Origin of the sequence: Duganella hordei (assembly GCF_040369125.1) — a bacterium.
Lineage (GTDB): Bacteria > Pseudomonadota > Gammaproteobacteria > Burkholderiales > Burkholderiaceae_D > Rugamonas > Rugamonas hordei.
In genome coordinates this window covers 24,451-35,918 of record NZ_BPWI01000031.1, presented here as the reverse complement: position 1 = coordinate 35,918, position 11,468 = coordinate 24,451, and the positions used below count along the sequence as shown (strand labels likewise).

At 68.4% G+C, this 11,468-nt stretch carries 11 protein-coding genes; 4 read left to right on the top strand and 7 right to left on the bottom strand.

The window, feature by feature from the left end; all coding sequences use genetic code 11:
* From ABWW33_RS32035 to ABWW33_RS32005, 7 genes are all read right to left on the bottom strand, one after another.
* A partial coding sequence (locus tag ABWW33_RS32035; RefSeq protein WP_353405455.1) for an Hpt domain-containing protein occupies window positions 1–442 on the bottom strand: 442 nt, incomplete at its 3' end.
* A 15-nt stretch (window positions 443–457) separates the two neighbouring features.
* A complete protein-coding gene (locus ABWW33_RS32030; protein ID WP_176654223.1) occupies window positions 458–2,230 on the bottom strand; it encodes a sensor histidine kinase, YfiR-like protein-associated in 1,773 nt (590 codons plus the stop codon).
* Window positions 2,231–2,788, bottom strand: coding sequence for a TOL_0243 family YfiR-like periplasmic protein (locus tag ABWW33_RS32025; RefSeq protein WP_176654222.1), 558 nt, complete (start codon window positions 2,786–2,788; stop codon window positions 2,231–2,233). It abuts the gene before it with no gap.
* Entirely contained in the window at window positions 2,776–4,725 is a 1,950-nt protein-coding gene (locus tag ABWW33_RS32020) for a TOL_0244 family TonB-dependent receptor (protein ID WP_353405452.1), read from the bottom strand. The genes ABWW33_RS32025 and ABWW33_RS32020 overlap by 13 nt, the downstream gene beginning before the upstream one ends.
* 27 nt (window positions 4,726–4,752) lie before the next feature.
* Window positions 4,753–5,367, bottom strand: coding sequence for a chemotaxis protein CheW (locus ABWW33_RS32015; RefSeq protein WP_353405450.1), 615 nt, complete (start codon window positions 5,365–5,367; stop codon window positions 4,753–4,755).
* Window positions 5,368–5,369: 2 nt separating this feature from the next.
* Window positions 5,370–6,722, bottom strand: coding sequence for a CheR family methyltransferase (locus tag ABWW33_RS32010; protein ID WP_353405448.1), 1,353 nt, complete (start codon window positions 6,720–6,722; stop codon window positions 5,370–5,372).
* Window positions 6,712–7,158, bottom strand: coding sequence for a chemotaxis protein CheW (locus ABWW33_RS32005; protein WP_353405446.1), 447 nt, complete (start codon window positions 7,156–7,158; stop codon window positions 6,712–6,714). The genes ABWW33_RS32010 and ABWW33_RS32005 overlap by 11 nt, the downstream gene beginning before the upstream one ends.
* Window positions 7,159–7,342: 184 nt before the next feature.
* Here ABWW33_RS32005 and ABWW33_RS32000 point away from each other — a divergent pair, with 184 nt between their 5' ends.
* From ABWW33_RS32000 to ABWW33_RS31985, 4 genes are all read left to right on the top strand, one after another.
* Complete coding sequence (locus tag ABWW33_RS32000; RefSeq protein WP_176654217.1) at window positions 7,343–8,095, top strand: DUF72 domain-containing protein; 753 nt, start codon at window positions 7,343–7,345, stop codon at window positions 8,093–8,095.
* Between the two features lie 80 nt (window positions 8,096–8,175).
* The gene (gene gmk, locus ABWW33_RS31995) at window positions 8,176–8,814 is read left to right on the top strand and encodes a guanylate kinase (protein ID WP_176654216.1); all 639 of its coding nucleotides are present in this window, start codon (window positions 8,176–8,178) and stop codon (window positions 8,812–8,814) included.
* 24 nt (window positions 8,815–8,838) lie between these two features.
* Window positions 8,839–9,042, top strand: a complete 204-nt coding sequence (rpoZ, locus tag ABWW33_RS31990) for a DNA-directed RNA polymerase subunit omega (RefSeq protein WP_008451304.1) — start codon at window positions 8,839–8,841, stop codon at window positions 9,040–9,042.
* A gap of 82 nt (window positions 9,043–9,124) precedes the next feature.
* Complete coding sequence (locus tag ABWW33_RS31985; RefSeq protein ID WP_353405444.1) at window positions 9,125–11,461, top strand: RelA/SpoT family protein; 2,337 nt, start codon at window positions 9,125–9,127, stop codon at window positions 11,459–11,461.
* The last annotated feature ends 7 nt before the right edge of the window (window positions 11,462–11,468 follow it).

The following is an 11,468-nucleotide window of genomic DNA, read 5'->3' as shown; positions in this document are numbered from 1 at the left end:
GCGCGGCGGGCGCGGAATCGGCCGCCAAACCGGCCGCGTAGAGTCCCCGCTGCGCCTGGTCCAGGGCATGCAGCAGGTCGGCCGCATCCTCGCCGCCGGCGCGGCCTTCGCCGTTCAGCAGCGCGCGCACCGCGTCGACGGTGCGGTACAGCAGGTCGAACAGCGGCGGCGACAGCGTGATCTCGCCGCGCTTGAGCGCGGCCAGCACGCTTTCCAGCGCCTGGCACACCGACTCGACGTCAACCAGGTTGACCGCGCGCGCCGCCCCCTTCAGGCTGTGCGCTTCGCGGAACAGCGTCTCCAGCAGGCCGGCCACGGGCGCGCCGGCCTGCGGCTTTTCCAGTTCCAGCAGCAGCGTCGACATGGCGCCCAGATGCTCGTCCGCCTCGAGGCGGAAGGTCGCCATCAGCCGCAGCAGGAACTGTTCGTCGTCGGTCGCCATGTGCCGTCCCCGCTCCTAGACCCGGTAGCGCCCGACCATGGCCTGCAGCTTCTGCCCCAGCGCGTGCAGGTCGTGCGCGGCCGACTCGGCCTGGCGGGTGCTGGCCATGTTCTGCGTGGTCGACACCCGGATGTTCTCCATCGCCAGCGCCAGCTGGTCCATGCCGGCCAGCTGCTGATGCGCCGAGACGGCGATCTGGCTGGCCGCCACCGCGCTGTCGCCGATGCTCTCGGTCAGCTGGCGGATCGCCTCGCCGGCGTCGCGCGACTGGCGCACGCCCAGCTCGACCGCCCGCGCGCCCTGCTCGGTGGCCAGCACCGCGCTGCCGGTGGCCTTCTGGATGTCGCCGAGGATGGTGCGCACCTGGGCCGTGGCCTGCTTCGACTGCGCGGCCAGGCTCTTGACCTCCTGCGCCACCACCGCGAAGCCCTTGCCGTGCTCGCCCGCCTTGGCCGCTTCGATCGAGGCGTTCACGGCCAGCAGGTTCGACTGCTCGGACAGGTCGTTGACGCTGGCGATCAATTCGCCGATCGCCTGGCTCTGCTCGGACAGCCGCATGATGCTCTCGGCGATCAGCTCCATCTGCGCGCGGATCTGCTGCATGCCGTCGATCGATTCCTCCACCGAGCGCTTGCCGGTCTGCGACACCTGGGCCGCCTTCTGCGCCGCCTCGGCCACGTTCTTGGCCTTCTGGCTGGCCATCAGCGCGGTCTGCTTGACCTCGTCGAGCGTGGTGGCGGTCTCGCTCATCACGGCGGCCGCCTCGCTGGCGCCGGTCGCCACCTGGGTGGTGCCGGCCAGGATCGCGCTCGACGACGCCGCCAGCACGTCGACGCCCTCGCCGATCTGGCGGTTCATCTCGCGCAGGTTGAACACCATCGCCGCGAAAGCGTTACCCAGCACGTCGCGCTCGGACGGCGCCGCCACCTCGCCGGTCAGGTCGCCGGTGGCGATGCGTTCGGCCACGGCGGCCTTCTCGCGCAGGTTGTCGACCATCGCCGCGAAAGCCTGGCCCAGCGCGTCGCGCTCGGACTGCGGCAACACCTGCTGATGCAGGTCGCCGGCGGCGATGCGCCGCGCGATCGCCACCTTGTCCTGCAGCGACAGCGCCATCTCGCGGAACTTGTCCTGCAGCTGGCCGATCTCGTCGGCGCGCGCCCGCGCGGCCGGCCGCACCACGATCTCGCCGGCCGCCACCAGCCGCGCCGCCTCGGCCAGGTCGCGGATCGGCGTGACGATCACCGCGTGCAGCCGCATCGCCAGCGGCAGCGAAATCAGCAGCGAGCCTATCATCACCAGCAGGATGATGCCGCCGTAGCGGGTCAGCCGCGACGCCATCGATTCGGTGCCCATGCGCAGGTAGACGCTGCCGAGCTGGCGTTTCTTTTCCTGGATGGGCCACGACGCCACCAGGTCGTCGCCGACGAAGTGCTGGCCCAGCGCCTCGGCGCGCGCCGGCAGCGGCTGCGCCGGCCGGTCCGTGCGCGCGTAGCTGGCGAACGGGGCGCCGTCGGCGGTGTACAGCGCGGCGGCGCTGATCTCAGGATTGGCCCGCAGCGCGTTGAGGTATTCCTGCGCCGACTTGGGGTCGCTGAACACCAGCGACGGCGCCACGCTGGAGGCCAGGATCTCGGCCTGCACCGCGCTCTCCTGCAGTTTTTGCGCGCGGTAGGTCAGGATGTCGTAGCTGACGATCACCACCCCCGCCATCAGCAGCGCGATGGCGCTGGCCAGCACGGTGATCAGCATCAGCTTGCGCCGGATCGGCGTATCGGTAAACCAGTGCATCTAGTGACCCTCCTTGCCCGGACGGGGTTTGACGCTGAGCGCCATGTTGAGCAGCTTGGAGCTGATCTGCAGGCCGTTGCGCGCGGCCGCCTCGTCGTCGACGGTGAAGCGCACCCGGTTATCCTTGATGACAAAGCTGATCACGCCGCCGCTGCGCGCCTCGCCCACCGTCAGCACGCCGCGCAGCGCCTCGGCGCCGCGCGGCGCCTCGGCCGCGCCGACATACGCCACGTGGCAGCCGGCCTCGCGCGTCAGGCTCTTCAGGCGCCGCAGCTGCAGCGGATGGCCGTCCACCTGTTCGCGGCCGACCGCGCTGTCGAGCGCGGCGCCGAACGGGTCGTCGCCCACCACGCACAGCACCAGCGGGCTGGCCGGCGCCGCGAACACGCCCGGCGGCCATTCGACGTACAGGCCGAACTTGGTCAGGTAGGCGCCCTTGACCGCGAATTCCAGCGTGTCGGCGTCGGCCGCGATGGCCAGCGGCCGCCAGGCCAGCGCCAGCAGCAGAAGCAGCACAGCGCGCGCCAGCGCGCGCAGGGGGCGGGTCAGAATTTCCATATCAGCTGCAGCATGAGTGCGCGGTCGAACACGGCGCGCGGCGTGCCGCCGGTGACGTTGCCGAACTCGGCATGGCCGCGGTCGAGCAGGTTGCGCGCGTTCAGCGCCAGCTCCAGCCGCGGGCTGGGGCGCCAGCCCAGGCGCCCGTCCAGCGAGGTATAGGCCGGCACGTAGGGGAACGGCAACGAGGCGACCCGCGTCAGCGACAGGTCCAGCTCCAGCTGCCGCGGCAAGTCCAGACTGGAGCGCAGCACATAGCGGTGCGGCGGATCGTTGCCGAACAGCGTGCCCGCGCCGCCGGCGGGCGCCGGCCGGGTGGCGCCGGGCTGCAGGCTGATCCGCTCGCGCTGCAGGGTCTGGCTGGCGCTCAGCCGCCAGCCCTGGTTGACCTGGTAGTTGCCCCAGATTTCCACGCCGGCCACGTTGCCCTCGGCCTGGTTGCCGATCGTCAGGGTGCCCGCCGCCTTGCCGTTCTCGATGCTGCGCAGGTCGTCGTACTTGTTGTAGAAGGCGTTGACCGAATACGACAGGCTGGCGGTCGGCTGGGCGCGGTAGCCCAGCTCCAGCGCGGTCAGCCGCTCGGAGCGGAAATCGCTGCCGCCGCGGTAGGCCGCGCCGGGAATGCCGAACACATAAAAATCGCGGTCCACCCGCGACGGCGTGCGCAGCGCGCGCGACACCGCCGCCCACAGCAGCGAGCGCGGCGTCGGCTTCCACGCCAGCCGCACGTTGGGCTGGTATTCGGTGCCGGTGTAGCCGTTGTGCTCGACCTTGGCGCCCAGGGTCAGCTTCCAGTCCTCGTCGAGGGTGATGGCGTCCTGCACGAACAGATTGGACAGGCGCGTCTCAACCTTTTCCGGCAGGAACACCAGGATCGCGCCGTTGGTCGCCGCGCTGCGCCAGACCCGCAGGCCGGCGCCCCACACCAGCTCGTGGCGCGCCGCCACCGGCAGCCGGTGCTGGGCCTCGATGTCGTAGGTGTTGTTGGACTCGCCGAACAGCACGGCGCCCGGCATCAGGTTGTACACGTGATCGTAATAGGCTTGCACCTGCAGCGCGCCGCCGTCGGCCAGCGTGTGGCTCCAGCGCGCCAGCAGGTTGCCGCCGGAGCGCCTGCGCTCGCCGCTGGCGATCTGGTCCAGCTCCCGGTCGTACAGGTCGCCCTGCAGCGTCACGCCGTCGTCCGCCGCGCCCCAGTCGGCGCGGAAGCCGGCCTGGCGCCCGGACCAGCCGTCCCTGGCGTCGGCGCCGGCCGTGGTGCGGTTGCCGTCGCGGCGGAAACCCTTGGCGTACAACCGCATGCTGCCGTCCCCGCCGAGGCGCCAGCCCTGGCGCAGCGCCACGTCGCGCTCCTGGTTGCCGCCGCCCAGCGCCAGCAGCGTGCCCTGGGTGTCGGCGCTGGAGCGGGTCAGGATGTTGATCACGCCATTGACCGCGTTCGAGCCCCACAGCGTGCCGCCCGGACCGCTGATCACCTCGATGCGCTCGATGTCCTCCATCATCACGTCCTGGACTTCCCAGAACACGCCGGCGTTCAGCGGGTTGTAGACCACCCGGCCATCGATCAGCACCAGCAGCTTGTTGCCGTTGCCGGTGCTGCCGCCGCGCGCGGTGACCACATAGTTGTTGCCGTTGGTGCGGGCCACCTCGAGGTTGGGCGCCAGCCGCAGCGCCTCGGGCACGCTGGTGGCGCCGGAGCGCCGCACGTCCTCGGCGGTGATGATGTAGACGGCGGCGGCGGCGTCGCCCAGCGGCTCGGCCCGCTTGGACACCGAGGTGATCGGAATCTCCGCCAGCTCCTCGATACTCATGCGCGACAGTTGCGGCAGCTGCTCGCCGCCGTCCGCGGCGGCCGCGCAGCACACCAGGCCCAACCAGCCCGCGCGCCAGCCCAGGCGCCTTGCGCCGTGCTTTTCCGGTCTTGTCAGTCGCGCCATCGTCCCCTCCCTTGGTCACGCTTTTTGTCAGGCCGCATGCTGCTGCACCACCATCGCCGGATCGGCCAGCAGGCGGCCGGCGTCAAGCAGGATCAGGCGCTGCGCGGTGATCCCCTTCAGGAACTCGGCGCGGATGCCGCCCGCCGCCGTCGGCGGCCGCTGCAGCTCGGCCAGCACCAGCTTGTTCACGCCCAGGATCTGGTCCGCCAGCACGCCGAAGCGCATGGCGCCGTCGCGCAGCACGATGATCTTGTTCATATCCGTCAATCCCTGTTCCGGCAGGCCGAGGAAGCGCCGCAGGTCGACCAGCGACAGGATCCGTCCCCGCACATTGACGATCCCCAGCACGAACGCCGGCGTGCCGGGCAGCGGCGTCAATTCGCGCAGCACATGGACCTCGTGCACATGCGCCATCTCCACCGCGTAGCGCTCATGGGCCAGCATGAACTCCAGCACCTCGGCCATCGCCGCCGGCGCCACCTCGGCCGGCGGTTCCTGCGCCAGCCGCCTGGCCCGCTCCAGCAACAGCGCGCGCTGCCGCTCCGGCCCCTGCGCCGCGTCCTGCTCCGTCGCGACGATGGCGGCCGCCGCCAGCCGCGCCCGCAGCGCGTCCCAGTCCGGTGCCTGGCGCCGGCCCGTCATCGTCAGTGCGTCCCCGCGCCGGCGCGCATCAGGTCGGCCAGCTCGCCGGCACGCAGGCCGCCGGCGTGCGCCAGCGGCTCGTCCGGCGCGCGGCCGTGCAGCAGCTCCAGCGCGTTGGCGAAATGGCGGGCCGCCTCGCGCTCGTCGCCGTTGCGCCGGCACAGCGTGCCCAGCGTGAAATGCGCCAGCACGAAGGTCTGGTCCAGGTACAGCGCGTCCCGCAGCGCGCCCATGGCGGCGGCCACGTCCCCCTGCTCCTCCAGGATCAGCGCCTGCAGGTAGCGCAGCCCGGGATCGCATTTGTCGCGGGCGATCGCGGCGGCGCAGCAGTCGCCGGCGGCGGCCAGCAGGCCACGATCGGCGCACTGCCGCGCGCGTTCGGCCAGGTCCGGCATGCGCGCGCGCGGGGGCGGTGAGACGGTGACGGCGGCCGGCGCCGGGGCAGCGGACAGCGGTGGCGGTGGCGGCGCCGCTGCCGGCGTGGGTCGCCGGTACAGCTGGGCGGCGCCAAAGCGCACCGGTTGCAGCGGCTTCAGCAGGCTGTGCCCGGTCTCGGCGACGCCGACCGCCAGCCAGCCGTCGCCGGCCAGCGCGTCGCGCAGCCGCAGCACGGTGCGCGCGGCACAGGCCGGCGCGAAATACATCAGCACGTTGCGGCACAGGATCAGGTCCATCGGCGGCGTACCGCTGTCCGGCCCGGGGAACGCGCCGGTCGCCAGGTTCAGGTAATCGAAGCGCACGCCCTGGCGCAGCACCGGCGCGATGGTGCCCCCGTCGAAATAGCACCGGCGTATCCAATCGGGCACGTTGCGGAACGACCAGTCGCGGTAGACGCCCTGCTCGGCCTTGCGCAGGAACTGCGGATTGATGTCGGTGCCGAGCAAGGTGACGCGCCAGTCGGCCAGGTCGGGGATCAGGCGGTGCAGCAGGATGGCCAGCGAATACAGTTCCTCGCCGGTGCAGCAGCCCGCGCTCCAGACGCGCAGCGTCTTGCCGGCGGCGCGGCGGGCCGCGATCAGCGGCGGCAGCACATCGCGCTCCAGCGTGTCGAACAGCTCAGGTTCGCGGAAGAAGTAGGTTTCGCCGATGGTCAGGTGGCGCGCCAGCTGCTCGACGCCGGCGCGCGTCGGCGCGGCGGCCATCAGGCGTTCCATGCAGACGGCGGCGCGCGAGGTGCCGGCGATGCCGGCGATGCCGCTGTCGCGCGCCAGCGCCTCGGCCGCGCGCAGCAGTTCGGGCCACAGCCCGCGCGGGAAATGCAGCCCCAGGTGCTCGGCGACATAGCCGCTGAAGCGCGCCAGCAGCGCATCGGCTGCCGCTGCGGCGGTGGGTTCGGCATGACGGTCAATAAGCATCGGAGAGCGCCTTCTCGAGAGCCAATTCTTCGTCCAGCGACAGGAACCGGTCCAGGTCATGGATCAGTATCATGCCATCGTCCAGCTTTACCACGCCGCTCGCGAAATCGGCGGCGGGGACGGGAACAATCAGGCCGGCGCCGACGATGGCGTCGTCGGCACAATCGACGACACCGGCGACCGCGTCGGCAACAAAAGCGATGCGCCGGCGCGCCGTATGCGCCAGCACGATCTGGTCGGTCAGCGCGATCTCGCGCGCCGGCAAGCCCAGCCGCTGACGCATGTCGATCACCGCCACCACCTGCCCCTGCACGTTGACGATGCCGCAAACAATCCCCGGCGCCGCCGGAAACGGCGTCACCGCCACCGCGCGCTCGACCCGCTCCACCGCTGCCAGCGGCAGGGCGTAGCGCCGTTCATCCAGTGTCCAAATCAACAGCTGTTGCACGATGGCTGACCCCGGCTATCTGCGGTGGATGAGTGAAGATTGTTTCACGTCAATTGTGATCCATATTGCCACAAATATCCTCGCGAAGTGTAACAAAGTTGCTTTTACCACGCATACGGAACAGCCCCCATCTGCGCTATCATCGGCGCATCGACTAGCGGAGGAATCCTGGATGGCTACATCGGGCACAGTGCGGGTGGGCATAGGCGGCTGGGACTTTGCGCCGTGGCGCGAGACTTTCTATCCGAAAGGGGTGCCGCAGAAGAAGGCGCTGGAATACGCCAGCCGCCAGGTCACCAGCATCGAGATCAACGGCACCTTCTACCGCACCGCCAAGCCCGAGCACTTCGCCTCCTGGGCCGCGCAGACGCCGGACGATTTCGTCTTCGCCGTCAAGGCCAGCCGCTTCGCCACCAACCGCAAGGTGCTGGGCGAGGCCGGCGAATCGATCGCCCGCTTCATCGACAGCGGGCTGACGGAACTGGGCCCCAAGCTCGGCCCCATCCTGTGGCAGCTGGCCGCCACCAAGCAGTTCGACGCCGACGACATCGCCGCCTTCTTCAAGCTGCTGCCCGCCAAACTGGGCACGCGCAAGCTGCGCCACGTGCTCGACGCGCGCCACGACAGCTTCCTGTGCGACGAGTACTATCGGCTGGCGCGCAAGCACAAGATCGCCACCGTCATCACCGACTCGCCCAAGTACCCCAACGTGGGCGAGATCACCGGCGAGTTCGTGTACGCGCGCCTGATGAACGCGCAAAGCGAAGTGGAGACCGGCTACACCAAGCCGGCGCTGAAGCAGTGGGCCGCCACCGCGAAGCAGTGGCAGCAGCAGGCGAAATCCGGCGACGCCTACGTCTACTTCATCAACGGCGCCAAGGAACGCGCGCCCGCTGCGGCGCAGCATCTGATCTCATTGCTGTAGTGGAAAGCTGTCGTTGCTCTTGGTAAAATACGTCTTTGGGCGACGCACTACCCGCCTGCTGACGTTTTTGAAAGATAGACATGAGTTCAACCAACGCATTTGCGGGCAGCCTGTTCATGGTGGTCGCGCCGTCCGGCGCCGGCAAGTCCACGCTGGTCAACGCGCTGCTGGCGCAGGAACCGACCATCAAACTGTCGATTTCCACCACCACGCGCGCGCCGCGTCCGGGCGAAACCCACGGCAAGGAATACTACTTCACGACGGCCGAGGACTTCGTCAAGCGCGCCGACGCCGGCGAGTTCCTGGAGTGGGCCGAGGTGCACGGCAATTACTACGGCACCTCGCGCATCATGGTCGAACAACAGATGAAGACCGGCACCGACATCCTGCTGGAGATCGACTGGCAGGGCGCACGCCAGGTCAAGAAGCAGTTCCCGCAGGCGGCCGGCATCTTCATCCTGCCGCCGTCGATCGCCGCGCTCGAGGAACGGCTGAAAAAACGCGCCACCGACGAACCGCATGTGATCACGCGCCGGCTGCTGGCGGCCGGCGGCGAAATCGCCCACGCCCCCGAGTTCGAGTATGCTATCATCAACGAAGAATTTGCAGTCGCCCTGTCGGAACTGACGGCGATTGTCAGAGCGGCCCGTTGCCGGTTTGCGCAACAAGCGGCGCGCAACGCCTCGCTATTTGCCCAATTGGGTATCCACGCTGAATAAATACACAAGATTTTAGGAGTTAAGATGGCCCGCATTACTATTGAAGATTGTCTCAAAACCATTCCTAACCGTTTCCAGCTGACGCTGGCGGCGACCTACCGCGCCCGCCAACTGCTGCAGGGCCACACCCCGAAGGTCGAAGCCAAGGACAAGCCTACCGTCGTCGCGCTGCGTGAAATCGCCGCCGGCAAAGTCGGTCTGGAAATGTTGAAAAAGGTCCCAATGTAAGTTGGGCCCGGCGTTCCCGAACAATGTGAATGGTGTGGTTTAATAGTAGTACGACATTCTCAGCGAGACGGAACGCATACGTATGAATCTGATTCCTGCCGATCCGACATTGAGTGGCAAGCCCGCCAGGGCCAAACAGCCGGCCAAAGCGCCGGCTGCAGCCACGTCTGGAGCCAACGCAGGTGACAGCACGCTGTCGACCACCATCGCCTCCTCCGCTCCCGCGCCCGCGCCGCCGGTGATTTCCTCGTCGCCCTTGGCCACGCCCACGCTGACCGCCGGCGTGGCCTCGGTCACCCACCTGACCGAAAAGCTGGCCGAGTACATGAACGCGGCCGACCTGAAAAAGGTCAAGGAAGCCTACCGCTTCTCGGACGAGATGCACCTGGGCCAGGTGCGCAAATCGGGCGAGCCGTATATTTCGCACCCGATCGCCGTGGCCGAGATCTGCGCCGACTGGAAGCTCGACGCGCAGGCCATCATGGCCGCGCTGCTGCACGACGTCATGGAAGACCAGGACGTCAAGAAGGAAGAGCTGATCGAGCGCTTCGGCGCGCCGGTGGCCAACCTGGTCGACGGCCTGTCCAAGCTGGAGAAGATCGAATTCCAGAGCCAGATCGAGGCGCAGGCGGAAAACTTCCGCAAGATGCTGCTGGCGATGGCGTCCGACGTGCGCGTGATCCTGATCAAGCTGGCCGACCGCCTGCACAATATGCGCACGATGGAGGTGATGGCGCCGGCCAAGAAGGCGCGCATCTCCAGCGAGACGATGGAAGTGTACGTGCCGATCGCGCACCGCCTGGGCCTGAACAATATCTACCGCGAGCTGCAGGACCTGTCGTTCTCGCACCTGTATCCGCTGCGCTACCGCACCCTGGCCAAGGCGGTCAAGGCGGCGCGCGGCAACCGCCGCGAGGTGGTCAAGAAGATCCTCGAGTCGGTGACCAACACGCTGGCCATGGCCAATATCGAGGCCGAGGTGTATGGCCGCGAAAAGACGCTGTACGGCATCTACAAGAAGATGCGCAGCAAGCACCTGTCGTTCTCGCAGGTGCTCGACGTGTACGGCTTCCGCGTGGTGGTCGACAGCTTCCCCAACTGCTACGTGGCGCTGGGCACGCTGCACTCGCTGTACAAGCCGATGCCGGGCAAGTTCAAGGACTACATCGCGATCCGCAAGCTGAACGGCTACCAGTCGCTGCACACGACCCTGATCGGCCCCTACGGCACGCCGGTCGAGTTCCAGATCCGCACCCAGGAAATGCACCGCACCGCCGAATCGGGCGTGGCCGCGCACTGGCTGTACAAGAACGGCGACTCGAACCTGTCGGACCTGCAGCAGCGCACCCACGCCTGGCTGCAGTCGCTGCTCGACATCCAGCAGCAGACCGGCGACTCGGCCGAATTCCTCGAACACGTCAAGGTCGACCTGTTCCCCGATTCGGTGTACGTGTTCACGCCCAAGTCGAAGATCATCGCGCTGCCGCGCGGCGCCACGCCGATCGACTTCGCCTATTCGATCCACACCGGCATCGGCGACCATACGGTGTCGGTGACGATCAACAACGAGCCGGCCTCGCTGCGCACCGAGCTGCGCAACGGCGACATCGTCGAGATCGTGACCGACTCGAAATCGCGCCCCAGTCCGACGTGGCTGTCGTTCGTGCGCACCGGCAAGGCGCGCTCGGCGATCCGCCACCACCTGCGCACCATCAACCTGCCGGAATCGATCACGCTGGGCCAGCAATTGCTGTCGCAGGCGCTGTCGTCGCTGGGCCTCAACCCGGAACTGGAAGAGCACCTGGTCGAGCGGCTGCTGAACGAATCGAGCGCCAAGTCGCTCGACGAGCTGTATGCCGACATCGGCATCGGCAAGCGCATGGCGGCACTGGTGGCGCGCCACATCTTCGGCCTGCGCGGCGGCGAATCGGCCAGCGCGCCGGTCGACCACAACAGCGCGGCCGAGCTCGATCCGGTGACGATCTGCGGCAGCGAGGGCGTGTCGGTGCAGCTGGCGCCGTGCTGCCTGCCGATCCCGGGCGACTCCATCCTCGGCCAGCTGCGCCGCGACCAGGGCCTGCTGGTGCACACCAGCGACTGCACGCTGGCCAAGCGGCAGAAGATCAAGGAACCGGACCGCTGGATCGCGGTCAAGTGGGGAACCGAGCTCAACCGCCGTTTCGACAGCCGCATCAAGCTGCTGATCAACAACGAAAAAGGCATCCTGGCGCGCGTGGCGGCCGAGATCGGCGAATCGGACGCCAACATCACCTACGTCGGCATGGACGAGGACAAGGAACACGTGCTGCACCAGCTGCGCTTCACCATCCAGGTGAAGGACCGCGTGCACCTGGCCGGCCTGCTGCGCAACGTGCGCCGCGTGGCCGGCGTCAACCGCATCCTGCGCGAGCGCAGCTGAATCCGGA